Origin of the sequence: Flavobacterium hankyongi (assembly GCF_036840915.1) — a bacterium.
Taxonomy (GTDB): domain Bacteria; phylum Bacteroidota; class Bacteroidia; order Flavobacteriales; family Flavobacteriaceae; genus Flavobacterium; species Flavobacterium hankyongi.
In genome coordinates, this window is record NZ_CP085725.1 from 623080 (window position 1) to 642699 (window position 19620).

13 protein-coding genes are annotated in these 19620 nt (G+C 30.3%); all 13 read left to right on the forward strand.

All coding sequences use genetic code 11. The features are described 5' to 3' along the window. The first annotated feature begins 55 nt into the window (after nucleotides 1-55). The 13 genes from LJY17_RS02910 to LJY17_RS02970 all read left to right on the forward strand — a co-directional run bounded on the left by LJY17_RS02910 (nucleotide 56) and on the right by LJY17_RS02970 (nucleotide 18688). On the forward strand, nucleotides 56-979 hold the full coding sequence (locus LJY17_RS02910) for a transcriptional regulator (protein WP_264542357.1): 924 nt from the start codon (nucleotides 56-58) through the stop codon (nucleotides 977-979). Nucleotides 980-1068: 89 nt separating this feature from the next. After that, the gene (locus LJY17_RS02915; RefSeq protein ID WP_264542358.1) at nucleotides 1069-1695 is read left to right on the forward strand and encodes an ATPase; all 627 of its coding nucleotides are present in this window, start codon (nucleotides 1069-1071) and stop codon (nucleotides 1693-1695) included. Between the two features lie 169 nt (nucleotides 1696-1864). Next, the gene (locus LJY17_RS02920) at nucleotides 1865-2494 is read left to right on the forward strand and encodes a hypothetical protein (RefSeq protein WP_264542359.1); all 630 of its coding nucleotides are present in this window, start codon (nucleotides 1865-1867) and stop codon (nucleotides 2492-2494) included. Between the two features lie 252 nt (nucleotides 2495-2746). Then, nucleotides 2747-3472: a winged helix-turn-helix domain-containing protein gene (locus LJY17_RS02925; RefSeq protein ID WP_264542360.1), complete on the forward strand. Its 726-nt coding sequence runs from the start codon at nucleotides 2747-2749 to the stop codon at nucleotides 3470-3472. Between the two features lie 28 nt (nucleotides 3473-3500). Beyond that, a complete protein-coding gene (locus LJY17_RS02930) occupies nucleotides 3501-4538 on the forward strand; it encodes a nucleotidyl transferase AbiEii/AbiGii toxin family protein (protein ID WP_264542361.1) in 1038 nt (345 codons plus the stop codon). A 12-nt stretch (nucleotides 4539-4550) separates the two neighbouring features. After that, a complete protein-coding gene (locus tag LJY17_RS02935; RefSeq protein ID WP_264542362.1) occupies nucleotides 4551-5534 on the forward strand; it encodes a DNA-methyltransferase in 984 nt (327 codons plus the stop codon). Then, nucleotides 5531-7534, forward strand: coding sequence for an ATP-binding protein (locus LJY17_RS02940; RefSeq protein WP_264542363.1), 2004 nt, complete (start codon nucleotides 5531-5533; stop codon nucleotides 7532-7534). The genes LJY17_RS02935 and LJY17_RS02940 overlap by 4 nt, the downstream gene beginning before the upstream one ends. Before the next feature lie 20 nt (nucleotides 7535-7554). Next, on the forward strand, nucleotides 7555-8895 hold the full coding sequence (locus LJY17_RS02945) for a hypothetical protein (RefSeq protein WP_264542364.1): 1341 nt from the start codon (nucleotides 7555-7557) through the stop codon (nucleotides 8893-8895). After that, entirely contained in the window at nucleotides 8892-11120 is a 2229-nt protein-coding gene (locus LJY17_RS02950) for an AAA family ATPase (RefSeq protein ID WP_264542365.1), read from the forward strand. The genes LJY17_RS02945 and LJY17_RS02950 overlap by 4 nt, the downstream gene beginning before the upstream one ends. A gap of 6 nt (nucleotides 11121-11126) precedes the next feature. Then, on the forward strand, nucleotides 11127-12020 hold the full coding sequence (locus tag LJY17_RS02955) for a retron system putative HNH endonuclease (protein WP_264542366.1): 894 nt from the start codon (nucleotides 11127-11129) through the stop codon (nucleotides 12018-12020). A gap of 2 nt (nucleotides 12021-12022) precedes the next feature. After that, nucleotides 12023-12820, forward strand: a complete 798-nt coding sequence (locus LJY17_RS02960; RefSeq protein WP_264542367.1) for an HNH endonuclease — start codon at nucleotides 12023-12025, stop codon at nucleotides 12818-12820. 49 nt (nucleotides 12821-12869) lie between these two features. Further along, entirely contained in the window at nucleotides 12870-14621 is a 1752-nt protein-coding gene (locus LJY17_RS02965) for a hypothetical protein (protein ID WP_264542368.1), read from the forward strand. A 20-nt stretch (nucleotides 14622-14641) separates the two neighbouring features. Further along, entirely contained in the window at nucleotides 14642-18688 is a 4047-nt protein-coding gene (locus LJY17_RS02970; RefSeq protein WP_264542369.1) for a hypothetical protein, read from the forward strand. Nucleotides 18689-19620 lie beyond the last annotated feature (932 nt).

The window sequence follows — 19620 nt, forward strand, 5'->3', positions numbered from 1 at the left end:
GACGAAAGACAGGTTTTTGTCTTAATACTTAATACTCCATTCTTAATACTTTCAAATGAACTACATCAAACACCTAACGGGTTTCTTCGACCGTATCATTCAAGACCGGGAACTAAACCCAACACATATAAGTTTATACATAGCACTTTTCCAAGCATGGAATGTGAACCGTTTTAAAAATCCAATCAGTATTACAAGGGATGAAATGATGCGAATTAGTAAAATATGTTCCAAAGCTACATACCATAAATGTATGCGAGAACTAAACGAAAAGCAGTATATAAAGTACGAACCATCATTTAACCCGTATAAAGGCAGTATGGTAATTTTATTCAATTTTTCAGAAGACTTAAAGCCAGTTCAAAAAAAAGATAACACCACTAAAAAAATTTCACTAGATACTGGACAGGTTCTAGACAAGCACAAAACAACTACTAAGACTACTACCGAGACAGCTACTGAACAAGCACTAGTATCTTCAATAAACTATATAAACAATACAAACATTTCAAACGATAAAAACGTTTCAAACTTGGAAAAGCACACAAAAAATTTTGAAGAAATAAATAATTCCAATTTAAAAAACCAAACTCAAGAAAAAGAAAAAAGTTTCGCGAAAAAAGAAAAAGAAGAAATGCAGAATGAAAATTCTGTATTCGCCAACTCCGATGAGAATCAAATAAAAAATAGTTGGCAAAAAAGTTCCACGAAAAAAGAAGAAAAGTTAGAACCAACAATCGAAGAAGTCAAAACCTATTTTCAAGAAAATAACTTTCCTGAACAAGAAGCTCTAAAATTCTTCAATTACTTCAAAAGTGTTGGTTGGTTAGTCGGTGGCAAAACACCAATGGCCGATTGGCAGGCAGCAGCACAAAATTGGATGATTAACGCACCAAAATACATTTCAAATGCAGAACAACCTAACAGGACAAAACAACTCAACACAACAACAGACAAAGACTATTCAGAACCGCTATAGCATTCTTGTCATGCTGAACTTGTTTCAGCATCTCATCCTTTGCGAACCTTGCGTTAATCTTTGCGGACTTTGCGGTTAAAATTTTAGTTATGGAAAAAGAAATTAAATCACACTACAGCTACACCGAAGTAATCAATTGGCTCGAAGCTAAAGGAGTTGAACTATACGGCAATCATTTCAAAATAATAGAAACTGATTACCCAATTATGTATAAACTAATCGCTTATTTCCTGAAGGATGAACCAACATGTTTTCAATACGGCATAAACCTCAACAAGGGAATATTACTAACCGGACCAATCGGATGCGGTAAAACCTCACTCATGAACTTAATGAAATACCTAACAGCAACAGAACATAAATTTTTCGTTAAACCGTGTAGAGATATAAGCTTTGAATTCATCCAGGATGGTTATCAAATAATTCATAAATACAGCAAAGGCAAACTCTACGAAGCAGACCCACGAACAATATGCTTTGATGATCTTGGTACAGAAAACAACCTAAAATATTACGGCAACGAATGCAACGTAATGGCAGAAATTCTATTAAGCAGATATGATCTATTCATTTCAAAAAAACTACAAACCCACATCACCACAAACCTATCAGCCACAGAAATAGAAAAACAGTATGGCAATCGAGTTAGAAGCCGTTTACGTGAATTATGCAACTTAATAGCATTCGACAATGAAGCTAAAGACAAGCGTAAATAAATTGCATAATCACGAACACAAAAAAAAACAATAACAAAGCGTGAGTAAATGGTAAATTTAATTGCATACGATAAATCAACACCTGATAAACGCTAACGTCAGTTCGAGTGATTTTGTTTGCAAAATTGTATCGAGAACCTTTCAAATAACTGAATAAACGAATAGCCAAATGAACCAAATAACCTCCTTCTGGAACCACTTCCAACAAAACAATTTCGTTTTCCTACTCCTAAACGAAATTCCAAAAGAAGAAATAAAAAACCATTTCGACAAACTAATCGAAATACTCCATAAATACAACAAAGACCTAGACCTCATTATTAAAAACAAGAAATCCGAAGCCGAATTAATTATCACGGCCAATGGAAATCCTTACCTCTTCAAAGAAGTAGAATTACTAGTTCATCATGCACCAGTTGTAAAACGTTGGAAAATAAATGCATTCCTCCAGCCGGAAACTAACCTTACCAAATACGAAAACGGCACCGACAAACCACTAGAATATTACGGTATCAGTTTAAAAATAAGCGAAATGTATTTCATCCCATTAGAAAACCCAAACAAACCAACCGATTTAGGAATAAAAGTATTACTCAAAAACTACATCGCCCATAAAGACAACCCAAGACTTCGAGAAGCTGTTTATGTTCATATTGAGCATTTAATCGGAGAAAAGTCCTTTGCAAATAACTTATCCTTTATCGAAATTGACCAACTAAAAAACGAAGATTTAGAAGAGGATGGTGTACTTGAATTATACAATTTAAAGTTTTTTATTGACTCCTTTGAATACGATTAAGTTTCGGCAGTAAAGATGTTTTAATGCCAAAACTTTACTGATTAATTATGCTATGTATCAATTTAGTGAGTTTAAACCTCACAATGCAACTATGAAACATAAATAAGTAGATTGCGATATAATTTTTTGTCCCAATTCTTGACCAAATTTGGGACAAAATCAAATCATATAACTTTGGCAAAATCACACTATTTTTGCCAAAATTATATTTGTTAAAAATATTTTATTACATTTACTACAAATTAATAAAAATTGGAGAAAACTGTTGAAAATCATATAATAAAATATTTTGATAACAAAGAAGTGTTATCAAAGGAAGATTTGATGGAATTACTCAAAAACGATTTTCCCACTTGGTCAGATAATACCATTAACGCCTACTTGTATAAACTAAAAAAAAATGGCGTGATAGACAATATCTCCAGAGGAATATATACCGTTGGAAAAATCCAATTATTCACACCAAAAATTGACAAACAATTAAAAAAAATAGCCAGTAGAATTCACAAAGGATTTCCATTCGTTAACTATTGTGTTTGGAATAGCTCTTGGTTAAACGATTTGATGCGTCACCAACCATTTAAAAATTTTACAATCGTTGAAATCGAAAAAGTGGCTACAGAACAAGTATTTAATGAACTGAACGCTTCTTTTCAAAATACCTTTATAAACCCGGACGAAATTTTCTTCGAAAGATACATAAGTGTATTAGACAATGTAATTATTGTAAAAAACTTATATTCTGAAGCACCCATTTCGAAAACTAATGATTTGACTATCCCAACACTTGAAAAAATATTAGTCGATATAGTAATTGATGATACCCTTTTTGCCGCACAACAAGGAGAATTAAATTTTATTTACCAATCAGCCTTTAACAAATACGACATCAACGAATCAAAAATGAAACGATATGCAGCAAGAAGAAATCGAGAAACAGAAGTAGAAAAATTGATAAATATAAGTTTGGCAAAATAGATGGTTTTTTGCCAATAATATACAAACGATGATTAACAACGAAAGTCACACATTAGATTGGATTCTTGACTTAAGAAACAAATTAGGAAAACGCATTGATCCCAAATTAATTGAAAAAGTAATTTGGGCACTAACACTATTGGAGCAATTAAAAATAGAAGGGTTAAACTTTACATTCAAAGGCGGTACAGCATTGTTGTTGGCTACTGAAAAACCAAAACGATTCTCAATCGACATCGATATCATAACAGAACATTCTGAAAAAGAAATAATAGCCGTTTTACAAAAAATAGTGGAGGAAAAAATCTTCCTGGATTGGGAAGACGACAACCATAGAAAACATACACCCGATGCACCAATCGGACATTTCAAAACCTATTACAAAAGCGTAGTAGATGGTAATGTCGAACCTATTTTATTGGACCTGCTCTATACACCAAATCCTTATCCTCAAATTCAGGAACTACCTATAAAACACAATTGGATTTCCACTTCGGGAGAAGATAACATAATCACAATGCCCACCTTTGATGCCATTTTGGGCGACAAACTAACCGCATTCGCTCCCAAAACAACTGGAATACTTTACAGTAAAAACCGTCCAGTAGAAATCATAAAACAATTATACGACATCGCATTTCTATTCGACAACATAAGTGACTTAACTGTAGTAAAAAACAGCTTCAACAAAGTAGTCCAGGAAGAAATTGGTTTCAGAAAATTAAACATAACAGCAACTGAAGTTTTAGAAGACACTTGGCAAGCTTGCTATACATTAGCAGAACGCGATATAAAATCAGAAGAGTTTAATCATCTACAATTAGGGATCAGAAACTTTATCAACTTCACAATTGACCGATTCAACATAGACGAAGCTATAACAGCAGCAGCTAAAGTAGCTTATCTCACCAAACTATTACAAGCCGAAAAAGAAATAAAAACCGAAAGGTTTAATAATCCTTTAGAAATAAAAGATTGGATTATTGAAGACCCAAAATACAACAAACTAAACAAATTAAAAAAGAACAACCCGGAAGCTTTTTATTACTGGGTTAAAGCTTTCTAATAAAGTAACAGGATGATTAATATTAAATATCAAACCGATAAAGGAAAAATTATTGAAGGTAATTCAATAGAACTTTTGAGCGGTAAAATGAAGAAAGAATTAAAAGGTAAAGTAAATTTAATTATCACCTCACCTCCTTTTCCATTAAATAATAAAAAACAATATGGAAATGAAAAAGGAGAAGAATACTTAAAATGGTTTATAGATATGGCTCCAATCTTTTCTGATTTATTAACAGAAGATGGATCTCTAGTCATTGAAATTGGAAATGCTTGGGAGCCTGAAAGACCAGTACAATCATTATTACATTTAGAATGCTTATTTGGTCTTGTAAAACATCCTAAAGCTAATTTAAGGCTAATACAAGAATTTATATGTTACAATCCTTCAAAATTACCGTCACCAGCTCAATGGGTTACAGTTAACAGATTAAGAACAGTAGATAGTTATACACACGTTTGGTGGATAGCTAAAAATGACTTTCCTAAAGCGGATAATAGTAAAGTGCTTAGACCTTATAGTAAGAGTATGCAAAGCCTGTTAAAAAAGCAAAAATATAATGCAGGAAAGAGACCTTCTGAGCATAATATTAGTGAGACTGGATTTTTAAAAGATAATGGTGGTAGTATAGCACATAACTTTTTTGAATTAGAACAAGTTGATGATAATAGAGAAGTAAGGTTACCGCACAGTGTCCTTAGCTTTTCTAACACGAGTTCCAATGATTATTATCTGAAAATGTGTAGAGAAAAAAACATAAAACCACATCCTGCAAGAATGTCTGGAGGCTTAGTTAATTTCTTCATAGAATTTCTTACAGATGAAGATGATTTGATTTTGGATCCATTCTCTGGAAGTAATACTACAGGATATTGTGCTGAAAAATTAAATCGAAATTGGATGTCATTTGAAGTTAAGGAAGATTATATTGAACAAGCTTGTATTCGTTTTAGTGATCCTTTATTAAAATCACCTCTGAAAAAAATGAAAGTATGAAAACAACAGATAGAATAAAACAACTTGCATCTGTAGATCCTTTAAAACAAGGAAAACAACCTGAATTTTTTGTAGGACATCCTTTTTCTCTTGATTATAATAAAGCTAGTATTCTTGTTTGTGATGATGATAAAGAAAGAGTTAAAGGGATAGCACAAGGAACTTTTTTATTAGCATTTTATGATAACGAAGAAACTGTTGAAGAAGCAATTCTTTTAAGAGCTTTGGCACCAGCCAAGTTGCCAACAGATAGTGCAATGATAAGTTCGATGATAGAATATTATAAAGACAATTTACCTACTTCTGGTAAAAACTCTAAATTGGATGATTTTACACGTTATGAGTTTAGTTTTTCAGGACTAGAATGCCGTGTGTTAGGAACATTCTATAGAAATGGAACCAATGTAGAATTTGGTGCAGACTTAGAAAATTTTTATTCTGCTCATCATTATAGTGTTTATAAAGTCAATAAAGATGTTTTAGGTTATATTGTTAACCAAAGAGATTCCCCTGATATTATTCCTGGCAATGATAATGAATTTTCCATTGGACACGTACAGTACAGTTCCAGTCTCAGATTTCAAAGCAAAAATGAAGAAGACAAAGCAGAAGTTTATATTAACCCAACTGATCTACTGGGAAAAAGGACAGCTCTTTTTGGAATGACCAGAACAGGTAAGTCTAATACAGTTAAAAAGATTATTGAAGCTACATCTCAAATATCGGGTAAAGCTACAGCCATCTTGCCTTCTAAATCTCCTGATACTATTGAGGAAAATCTAAAATCATTTGATACTAATGGGGCTCCTAAATATTCAGTAGGGCAGTTAATTTTTGATGTAAATGGAGAGTATGCAAATAAAAATTTACAAGATGAGGGAACTGCAATATTTGAAAAATATAAACAAAATACTATTAGATATAGTATTTTAGAAAAAAGTGATCCAGACTTTAAAATAATGAAAGTGAATTTTTACAAGGATATTGTAACTGGGTTTAACTATATATGTGCTTCTTTGGAAGATGAAAAAGGAGATTACATTACAAGTTTAAAAGTATTAGATTTCACCCCGCCCCCATTGGACAAAGAACATTTTGATGAATGGACTAGATACAATAAAAATAAAGCGATCTATTTCTGTTGTTTAAATAAAGCAGGCTTTAAGCCTTCAACAAATTGTAAAGTAAAGTTTAAAGCAGATGCATCAATAAAAAAATTAGTATCTGAAAAATACAAAGAGTTAGATATCGAGAAAGGTATTCCTTTGGATGAAGCAGAAAATTGGTTCTTATGTGCTTGGGAAAACACAAATGATAAAGTTTTTACAGATTATAAAAGAAAAAATGGTAAAGATTGGTTTTCAGATGAAATGAAATCACTTATGGTATTTTTAACTCAAAAGAAAGATGGTCGTTCTGTAAGTGGATTTGACAAATTTAAAAAAGTTGCAAAAATGCATACAAATACAACCGATAATTCTTTTGAAGTTGATATATCTAGGCATTTAAGAATAGGAGGTATTGTAATTATTGATTTATCACAAGGAGACCCTAAACTTCAAGAAGTATTTCTTGAAAGAATATCAAAAAAGATATTTTCAGATTCAATGTCTAGATTTACAGACAGTCTCCCGAATAACTTTATTCAATTCTACTTTGAAGAAGCTCATAATTTATTTCCAAAAAAAGACGATAAAGATTTAAGTCAAATATATAATAGAATTGCTAAAGAAGGAGCAAAACTAAATCTGGGAATGATATACGCTACACAAGAAGTAAGTTCAATAAGTTCTAGTATATTAAAAAATACACAGAATTGGTTTATAGCTCATCTAAACAATGAGGATGAGATAAGGGAACTCAGAAAATATTATGACTTTGATGATTTTGCGGATGCATTAATTCGTTTCAGTGCGAAAAACGACAAAGGTTTTGTGAGAATGAAAACCTACTCTAATCCTTTTGTTGTACCAGTAAAGATTGATAAATTTTCAGTTTAAACCTCTTCAAAATAAATGTTATGGCATATAGTAGTAGAACAGGTAAGCGTCCTGATGAGTTAGCTAGTAAATCGTCACACTCATTTATTATAAATGATGAGGATGTTAAATCATTTTTGGAAAATTGCGAATATCCCAAATCTGCTGAAGAAGTAGAATTGGATAGGTCTCTTATTATTAAAGTTCAATATCCGGATGAAAATCCAATTGAACATATTATCGCAATGGATGGTGGTTACGCTACTATTCCGGTAAAGAAAACATTTCCTTCTTCATTGATAACATTCTTCCAATTTGGAGAGATCTTTCTAAATACCGAAGATTTAAATAACATTTCCGAAATGCCGTTTATTTCTAGAGAATCAATGTCAGCACTTAAAGACTTAGAAAGAAGCAAATTAGTACTTCCAACAAAAAACGTTTCATATAATAGCAATATTACTTTAACTCATTCTGTTCGTAGTACTATTTACGAATACTTTAAAAAGAAAGGAGAAGAAAAAAGTAATTTGCTTTCGACAACTTATTGGCTAATCTTTAATTTATTCGACCAACCAGAGGATAGTTTTAACCTGACCATTTGTCCATATTGTAAAAAAGCAAATCAGGATATTCTACGTTCCAATTTCAATGATGACTACATTACGAAGTGTCCTGAATGTGATGGAATATTATATATAACTGATTATTTTAGGTTGCATGAAGTGATAGATGATGAACTCGGAGCTGGTGGAATTCTTGGCTACTTGGTTAACCTAATCGAACAAATAAATATTATACATACAATCAAATATATTAAAGAAACCAAACCGAAATGGTTGGATAAATTTTTCTTTATTAAAGATGGTCCATTAGCATTCTTTGGACAAACTGCCGATACACATAAACATGTTAGAAAACTATGTAATTATCTTTTCAAACATCATAACTTGTTTTTGGCTGGTTTAGAAAAATCAGGAGCATTTGTGGAACATGCAGATGAAATCAAAAAGCTATTACAGCCAGGAGAAGCTTTATTGCTTAATAATAAGCACATTTATTCCTATATTTTACCCGGCTCTTCAGACAATCCTGATCCCTATGCACATACTTCATATTATAGTTCGAAGATTATCTTTAAATCAAGAGATGAAAGAATATATGTTGTCACGCTTCCTGTTGAAAATAAAAATATAGTATTAAACCCGCAAAAAGATGATTTTAAAAATTTGGACACAATACTCTGGAATATAGAAAAGCTAAGATGCGATATGTATGATAATTCAATAGTGCCAGTAGCTTTAGCTAATAAACTCATCTCACTATCTAGTCATCCTAGCTCAAGCATCCTAGAAAAATTTGCTAAAAAACATACAAGATGATTTACGTAGAAAGAAATAGTATTCCTGTACCTGAGGTTTTTTATTCAAAGGAAGTCGAAATAGCGAAAAAAAGACTAGAAGAGTTTTATATAAAATCAAAAGAGAGCAGATCTCAGCAAAAATACTCACAACCCTTTGAAAAAGAATTAAGAAATAAATTTCTTGAAGCACTGCGAGAAGTGTTTAAAGGGAAATGTGCTTATTGTGAATCAGTGATACCTCTCGAAACTTCAAGGTCAGAATATGATCATTTTCGCCCTAAAGGAGGAGCCCGAGGATTGGACAAGGAATTTTCAACAGATCATTATTGGTGGTTAACTTATGATTGGAATAATATTTATCTGAGCTGTACTTTATGTAATCAATATAAATCAACATGGTTTCCAGTAGAGGGAAAAAGAATACCATTAAATACTCCCTACAAAGAAGTTATATATCATGAAAAAGCTTTGTTAGTAGATCCGTGCTTTGATAAACCAGAAGAACATTTAATTTATAATGAACAAGGTGAAGTAGATTTTCTTACTTCTAAGGGGAAAACAACAATTGAAATTATTAAGCTAAATCGGGCTGACTTAGTAAAAGCAAGAGGAAAAATTATACAAGAACTTAAAAAAGAATGGGAACATTTTTCTAAATTATTTTCTACTCCTGAAGAAAATATGACTGCTATTAATAAAATGGTTAAATCTTGGGGAAGTATTTTTAGTAATGATTCGAGTAAACCATATTTAGCTATTCAAAGACAAATACTCACTAAATTATTTAAGGATGCAGGTATAAATGATTATTTGAATAACCGGGATTTTAAAATATTTCAAGATTTTGAAATTCTACAAGGAAAACCCTTAAATTTTTTAGAAGAGGATATAGAAAAATTTGCGAACAAAGTTGAACTAAGTTTTGAAGATAAGGAAGGAATTAATCAATCCCTTAACATCGATGAAATAAAACATATATATGTTGAAAAAATAGAATTGAAAAACTTTAAGTGTTTCTCTTCCTTAGAATTAGAATTTAACAATAATTCTGATTCTCTTACTAAAAATGAACCTTGGCTATTATTTCTTGGTGAAAATGGTGTTGGAAAAAGTTCATTATTGAAAGCTTTTGTAATTGGCTTGACAGGAGATGGATATATAAAAAGTTTAGAGCTAAAAGGAAAAGACCTTTTAAAGCATAGAGCAAGAAATGGATTTATTCGAATACATCTTGTAGGTGCAAAACAACCTATAGAGGTAACTTTTAACAAAACAGAAATTAAAACTACATTACATCAACCTATTGTTAACATTGTAGCCTATAACTCCATACGCTTAAATCCTAAAGAAGGAAAAATTCAGCCTGAAAAAGGAGATTTCTATGGAGCTAAAGCCAAAAACCTGTTTGATTATACTTTTTCTTTAATAGATGCTGACACTTGGCTAGTCAAATTATTCAAGAAAGATAAAAATGCTTTTGATCGAGTAGCAATATCACTAAAAGATTTAATGCTTCTGGAAAATGATGACACTATAAGTATTATAAAAAATCAACCAGTAATAAATAGGAATGGTGATATTTTTTCCATTGATGAACTAAGTGATGGCTATAGATCAATCTTCTATTTGGCAGTTGACATTATGGCTACTTTAGCGGGAGAAAATGTAACATTTGACTTAGCAGAAGGAATGGTACTTATTGATGAAATAGGCACTCATTTGCATCCACGTTGGAGAATGGAAGTGGTTACACGTTTAAGAAAAGCTTTTCCTAAAATTCGTTTTGTAGTAACAACTCATGAACCACTTTGTTTGAGAGGATTAAGAGCCGGAGAAACTGTTGTACTTACTAAAAATCAAGAAAATGAAGTAATAGCGTTAACGGAGTTGCCAGACCCAAGCGAACTACGAGTAGATCAGATATTGACTTCCGATTTTTTTGGATTAAAAAGTACTATAGATCCTGAAACAGAAAGACTTTTTGATGAATATTATGCAATTCTTGCTTTGGAAGAAAAAGAAAGAAGTGAAGAACAAAAAAATCGTCTTTTAGATCTAAGCCAAATTATTCCTCGAATTAAACATTTGGGAGATACAGAACGTGAAGAACTTACTTATTATGTAATTGATGAATTACTTGCTCGAAAGACAAGAGAAGATGGATTAAAAATAAAAAAAGACTTAGAAGCAGAGGCACTGAAACGAGTCGAGAGTATATGGAAAAGTTTGGACACTAAAAAATAGATCATTATGATAAAAGTTGATAGATCTCAAGTGCCAAAACCATCTGCGTTAGATAAAAAAAACAGAGCAGGTAAAACAGAAACAGAAAGAGCGATTGAACATTACACTGCTCCTACTTTTGATGGAACGACTAATTTCGAGTTTAAAATATATTCAGATTCTGAGGTAAAAAATGCTTTAATAAAGCTATTCAAAGGAAAATGTGCCTATTGTGAAAGCACATTTCTGCACGTTTATTCTGGGGATGTCGAGCATTTTCGCCCTAAAGGAGAAATTGAAGAAGCTACTCCAGATAAGAAACCAGGTTATTATTGGCTAGCAGCAGATTGGGATAACTTGTTGTTGTCTTGTAGAAATTGTAATCAAAAGCTATCTCATTCCATGTACGGGATAGGAACAAAAAAGACAATGGGGAAAATGAACCAATTCCCTTTGTCAGATATAACGAAATATGTACGTATACATGATAATGTTAATGGAATTGCAGATGAAGAACCGTATCGACTATTATTAAATCCATGTATTGATAATCCGGAAGATCATTTAGAATATGGTGATGAAGGCGTTATACGTCCTAAAAAAGATGCTGATGGAAACGAAAGTATCAAGGCTAAAAAATCAATAGACGTTTATGTTTTACAAAGAATGTATCTTGTCCAATCTCGGGAAAAGAAACTTATTGAAATGCAAGCACAAATACAAAGAGTGAAAGAGGCAACTGAAAATTATAATGATATTATTGGATCTACTGACACAACAAAAAAATTTTACTTTGAGCGAATCTTAAAAAGAGAGATGGAAGGTTTAAAAAAGTTTTTAAATCCAGAAGAAGAATATGTTGGTATGGCAAGACAAGTAGTGGGTGAGTTTTTAAGAGTAAATTTTGGTATTGCTATATAATTATGAACTGGGTAAAAGAAAATAGGAATCAGCTCGCCATAAATAACTATGTAAGAAAAGCAGATTCGAAAACTAATTATTGGCTTGATTTATCAGAGGGAAGAATTAACCATTATAGGGATCTGACAAGTGATAATTTCAATATTATTATTTATGGAGATGAGGATATTGAAACTGATTTTTATATAATTCCTTTTGAGGAATTAAAGCACCTTTTACTTGAAAACAATTTTGCTAAGAGTGAAGGAAGAAGACGGTGGATCGGAAATATTATCAATCATCAGATTTCATTAAGTAATACAGGTGTGAAGCTTAATATTGCTCACAGATATAGCGTGCCTATTTCGTTAATTATTGAACCTTTAATTATAAGTACAGAAGGCACTAATGACTATGCAATAGAAAACGCGAAAAGAGAAATACAAATAAGAATTAAGCAATCCACTTTCCGAAAAAAAGTACTAAAAAATTTTGAATTCAAATGTTGTCTAACAGGAGTTACAGAAAATGATTTATTAGTAGCAAGTCATATTATTCCTTGGGCAGCTAAAATTGAGACAAGATTATCACCTCATAATGGTCTTTGCTTTTCTACTCTATATGATAGTTTATTTGACAAGGGATATTTTACACTAAACGACAAGTTTGAAGTAATCATTACTTCAAAATTAGATGAATTGAGTTTACAAACTCAAAATTGGTTGAACGCGATTTCTGAAAAAACGATTTCACTTCCTTTAAATTATGAGATAAGTACAGTTGCACTTAAATTTCATAGAGAAAAAATTTTTATTAAGTAAAAAATAATCCGTTTAAAAAATCATTAATCAATATCCTTCAAAAAGAATCATGAACCTAACTGGAAAAATAGTAATAACATTTAATGACATCTTTCCTGATGAGGAACCAAAAGTAATAAATGAATATCTCGATGGTATTGATAAAGATCTCTTATTAAAGTTTGGCACTTTTCTTCTAGGATTCTCACAAAATTCTAAATACGAAAATCCTTTAGAGTTTTTAAAGATGTACTTTTCTCAGGAAAATCAAGAATTTTTCCATAAAGTACTTTCAGGTTTAGATCAGTTTATAAAACAAACGAAATGGGAAATAGACAGTTATTCTTTTCCTTATGTATCAAGTAGTCTGTCTTTCTTTGAGAATGCTTTCGATAAAGAGTATGGAATAACTAAAAACTATACACATCAGGAAATTGAGATACGGGTTTTTAAAGCTTATTTGTTATTCAATAAATTCCATACTACCGAAAGAACACTTATTTTAAATAATAGCTTAGAATATTTGAAAGAAAATGCTTCAAAATATGCAACTGCCTATTGTTTAGGATTATTCTTGAATAATTCAGATTTAGTAAACTATGATGTCAAAAAAGTTTTTACAACTCAGGTATTAAGAGCGATATCATTTTTCGAATTCTTAGAATCAAGAAATGATACTAAAGAATTATTAAAGGAATTATACAAAGAATATGATATTTCCAACTATCAGGAATACATAAAAAGATTATTACCCATACAGATTGCTGTCCTGAAAAAAGGAAAAGAGGCTCATACCGATATCAATATCACTCAAAATGATGGTAAAGAATCAAGTATCTCCTTTCTTAATAAATTTTCAATTAAAGAATCTAAATTACTTAAAGATTTTGATTTCAGAAATATCAGATCAGCTCCAATGTACAGGTTTGATGAAAATACTTTTAGATTGATATCTCCATTGTTTGTACTTGAGTTAATTGGAAATGGTTTGTATTTTAAATTTAAACATATCAATGACAGACTTCCTAAGGAGAAAAAAGTAAAAGATTTATATGGATTAAAAACCTATGATTTTTCTGAAAAATATATTCTGCATAAAATTTTAAAAGAATATTTTGGTAAGAGATATTTTCAAAAAAATGGAGATGAACTGGATGCACAATATGACGGTGCACCTGATTATTATGTTCGAAATGGAAAGAAAATATTTTTATTTGAATCCAAGGACATTTTAATAAATGCTATAGCTAAACAATCATCTGATTTCAGAGAAATTGAGAAAGAACTGTTTATTAAACTATATAAAAATGAAGAAGGTAAACCAAAGGCTGTCTTACAGATTATAAATAATATTCGAAAAATACTTTCTAAAAAACTAGAATTTGATTTTAACTATAGTACTAAAAATGTAATTGTATACCCTGTATTGATTTTACACTATAGAATATTTAATACTGCAGGACTAAATAAGTGGATTAATTTTTGGTTTCAGAAAGAATTAGATAAATTGGAAAAAGAAGGATTCAATATTTCCAATATAAAACCTTTAATCCTTATTGATATAGATACATTGATCTTTCATAAAGAAGTTTTTGCTGGTCGTAAACTATCCTTAGAAGAAGTATTGAATGAATATGGTAATGATTATATCAACTTCACTGTAAAGGGAAAAAAATACAGAAGCGAAGAAGATGCTCTACAAGCTTCAAAAAATTCATTTATACCTTTCGGACATTATCTGGATAACAAGGTTGATTTGAAAAAATTAAGAGAAGTTCCAAAAGAACTTATGGAAAAAACTTATGGTCTGTTTGATAAATAGAAATTTTAATACTTAGATGAATGTATTACAAAAACAAGGAAAAAATCGAAAGGATTCAGAATATAATAAAACCTTTTGAAATAGATAGGAATTATAATAGAAATGATAAAGCTCTACACGAAGATATAAATTGGAATGCTTCAATCTTTTTTGCTAAAATCTTAGTTAAAACAGTAATCCCAAAAAATTATTGCTCAAAAGAGGATGTTGAAAAATTCTCTAAAAAATATAAAACTGAAAACAATGTCTCTATTGATATAGATTCATTATTTAATAAATTTTGGCTCCGTGAGATATTAGGAATAATACATATTCCCGATGCTGTTAGAAAAGTAATTTATGATTTTGAAAAAAATCAATCCTACAAAGAGGAATTGCTCTTTGTTAGAGAAGTATATAAAACTTACCAAACAAAGACAATAAATAAAACAGAGTATCAAAAGTTTATAGCAAAATACAAAATAGAAAACAATGTCAATTTAGACGAGGATTGGCTTAATTCAAAATGGATAAAAACAAATAAGAAATCTGATGAGGCTATAGATATTGGTAATATTGTTTACTATTCAGTATTATTAGATAACTGGGATGAGTTTGGATTTCTTTACAAATTAAAAAAAAATAAACTGGAATATCCCTATAAAGGTTTGGAAATATCAAAGGATAACTTTAATGCTATACACACCGCACATAAATCATATTTTATAAAAGCTCCAAGTCTTGATGACTTAAAAGAACAGGAAGTTATTAGAGAGATTGATAACAAATATTATATTGATTTCTACAATTGTAAAGTGTCATATTGGGATACTTTATGTGATAAGATAGGTGGATTTGTTTGGGAAGATTTAATAGGTGATGATAAAATTCCTGATGACAAAGAGAGAGTCATAATATTTGTAAAAAAGATGCTTTATTGGGAAAATAGTTGGTCTGATTTTTACAAACATATTACCAAAGAATCTAAAAATCGGTTTATAAAATCAGCATTAGAACTAATTCTTGAAGAACAAGATGTTATCGGAGTAGAAAATGAGTTCTTTAAATGTTATATAGATGAAAGTATTGGCTCTAGGTATGCTTTTCAAGGGGGCATAGACTTAACTGAAGAAGCTCTGAAACCGTCTACTGACTATTACGAATTGTATGAACAGATGCGTTTTATTTCAAAGAAACATCAAGGAAATTTATTTTATGTTCAGGAGGTTCGTAACGATTTAGCATTCTTAATTAAAACAATTGTTTGTTGTGATACCCCTTTTTCTAATACAGGAAGTAGTGATTCGGTAAAAATTGAACATTACCCTTTAGTAAAATCTCTTTTAAAAAATAGCTTAGGTAAACCATATTTACTATGGGAGACTTGCCATTTTTTAGTTCAAGATAAACCTACTATAATTCCCTATTTACTGGAAGTTTCAGAATTTGCTTCGTTGGCTTTCAATTTAATTGATAAAGTAAAAATTGAAAGTTCAGTTGGAGAAATTGACAGGAATATAAAACTTAAACTCATTGAAGATAGTATAAAATTATGTTTAAATTCCATACTTTCAAGTCAAAAACATATAAATCAAGAAATTGCACTTATCATATTTCAATGTTATAAAGAAATAAACAAAAATAAATACGAATCATTAATAAATATTAGCAGAGAAGAAGATGTATATGAAATTAGAGAATATCAAAAGAAAAAAGAACAACTACTAATTTTAACTATTGAAGATTGTCGTGTTAATGGATTTGATACATATAGTCCTTCATCTGAATTCTTGTTACCAAAAATAATTTCTGATCTAATCGAAATATTCAAAAATTATGAAGACCCCATTGTATATTTAAATGGCACTATTCAATTTCCAATTTTAGCACTAGATGGTTTAAGTTGGCTATCGAAATGTATTATTTACAGTAAATATGAAAAACAAATTCAGGATATTGAAGATATTCGAGAAGTATTATCTGACTATTTTAAAGAAATATATTTAAATAAAATTGAACAAAAATCTGTTCAAAAAAAAGATTTTCCATCAAATAATATTATACAAGGCTTACCTAGCTGGGCGGAAAGAAATGAAAGGTTAAATCTCATAGACTGGATTTATCCAATAGCTTTATTAAATGATACAAAAAAGCTAAAAGAATTCTTATCCCCTAGAATTAAATTAAAAAAGGCTGAGCACGAATATGACGAAGAAAATAGATTTAATGCGAGTAAAATTTGTACTCATTTGTTTGTATTGCTCACTCTTCTAAAAAGAATGACTACTAATAAAGCAGAATACTTTCTGATATATGATAAGCTAAAAGATATCAAAATCAGTATTGAGCAAAATATACTTGACTTACTAAAGCAATATGCAGTAGCTGGTAAACCTTCAAAAATAGATATTCTAAGCTCATCATTTGAGCAAAAGATATTTAGAGCTTCAAAAGAAGAGGAATTATTACCTCAAGTAGCACAAGCAATTAATTGGTTTGGTGATAAAAATAAAGTAATCAGCATCTTAATAGATACAAGTGATTTATTGCGCTTATTAATAATTCTAGATTGGGTTACCTCAGAAGGAATTAAAAAAGAAATAATTGAAAGAATTAAAAAAGCTAAAATTATTGATTTTTTCGAATCTCAAAGCTGGATACCTGAAATTGAATTGACATTATCAAAATTGTCTCATTATAAAGAATTAATTGAACAGACAGAAGAAGCATTAGATTATTGGGAGAAAAATATAACTTTTAAGCGTAATGAAATAAAATATAAACAAGCTTCATTTGTTGTACGTTTAATGTTAGCATACAATCAAAAAGATATACAGCAAATCAACAAGTTAGAAGAACCAGGACAGAACGCATTTGAAGTCAGAGGTTTTAAACCGTATCATTATAAACAGTTTTTTATTGGACTAATTCATTTTGAAGATAAACCGAAAATAGCTTATGAAATATTTGATAAGCTTTATAATCAATTTAAGGAAAGTTCTTCAGTGTGCATTAATCGTTTTGCAGCAAAAATTAATTTGGCAACAAAAAAGGATGATATTATTATTAAAAATAAATTACTAAATGAAGCTTTAGAAGAATGGGAAGATGCTGGAAAGAATCTTTCTGAACAATCAATAGAGTCCATAATAGACAAAGTATGGGTGAATAAATTGACTGTTTATTATCACTTAAAAAACGTTAATGAGTTTGAACAACTATTTCTAAGTTTGCCAGATCCTTATCAAATGATGGAAGAAGTTGCTAGAATGAGAATAGAGTTGTTTTTGTACCAAATAAAGCAACAGGAAGCTATTTATTATTTAAACAAAGTTAAAGAATATCATAAATTCTCTGATGGTAGTAATCTTGATTTTATAAATGAATTATCTTCCTTAGTTGATGATAAAAGTAATATTGAACTTTTAAAAGCAAGTTATAATGAAATTTTCTCCAAAAAACCGCAAACCCTAATTAAAATTTTTCCAGAAAAATTAAATGGACAGATTGATATAGGAAAGTTTATTACCAAGGAGTTTGCGATAGCAATAAATAAGGCTTTAGATAAAATATTAGCAATTGATGAGATTAAAAATGAAGATAAATATAATGATTTAGTTCAAGTTTCTTTAGAGTCCAGATTTAGTGTATTTGGTTGGGTCGTTAAAGACCAAACTCGAGGAGCATTTTCAGGAAAAGGACTAAATCTAGGAGAAAGAGATATCGTGATTCAAAACAGCAATAATGAAGCCATATTAGTATGTGAAGCATTTATATATCGTGATATCAGAACCACACAATCACATCTCAAGAAAATATTTAATTATCATCATCAAAAAGAGAATCTTATAATACTTATTTACAATTTAGGATTACCTTCTAATTTTGAAAATAAATGGAAAAAGTATTTGAAAGAGACATTACCAAAATTAAATTATCCAACAGATTTTGAAATTGACTCCTCCAAAACCAAAGATTTAACAGAAGAATTCAATTATAAAGCATCTGCAATTAAAATTGGAATGACATTCCACGGAAAAAACACTACTATACATCATTTGATGATTAATTTAAAATACAAAGTATAAAATTTTAAGGTGTTATAAAATAAACTCTTATTGCCACTCCTTGCCAACGCTCCTAAAAAAATTACTGTCATGGTTTTTGTCCCACCGCACATCAAGCACATTGCCTGTTGGCTAGAGCGTTTTGTTTAAAAACAGAAAAATTCAAGAAGCCATCAGTCAAAGAGCTTGCCCAACGCTCAAAACAAAAACACGTACGCTTCGCAACTCATGCCAGTAATTTTTTTTCCCAAGCTTAGTTACATAATGTGGCATTATAGTGCATAAAGAACTATCCTGCTACTAAAGAAATTCACGGATGCACTATAATAACATTATGTAAAAAAGCCGCTTTGCCAACGCTCGTGTGGTTTGCTCTAGGACAACTTTTTGAGCAGCTTCCATCGCATCACCCGGCTACTCAAAAAGCCATCCTTCACAAACCACTTTCACAATTCCATACAACAATTATCTGAAATTGAATATTTGTCCATCGCAGGAAATTCACAACTGTTTTTATCAACTGTGTGTTTAAATCGGTAGTATTTGCATTGCTTTTGTAAGTTTTAAAAATGGCTTAAAATTTCAGTTGCTTTTCCATTGGTTAAAGCCATTTTTAAAACCCACAAAACCAAAATACCCAGCATAAGTATAGTTTTTATTTGCCAGTAACATCCGTAAATATTACTTCCGCAATAGCTCAATACCATGCCGTTTTTCAAAAACTTTTTGTCTGTAAATGATATCCTGATTTTATACATAAATCTTGGTATTGGCTATTACAAAAGCAATCACAAAATCTCATGTAAGCAAATAAAAAACAATACCCATGCTTGCGCTACTGCCTCATCACACTAGGCAATTTTTTGCATTGTTTTTTGAAGATGCCTCCCATTTTCATAAGAATATTTATTTTAAACTGAACACTGTTACTGCCAACTGACTAATAAGCATCC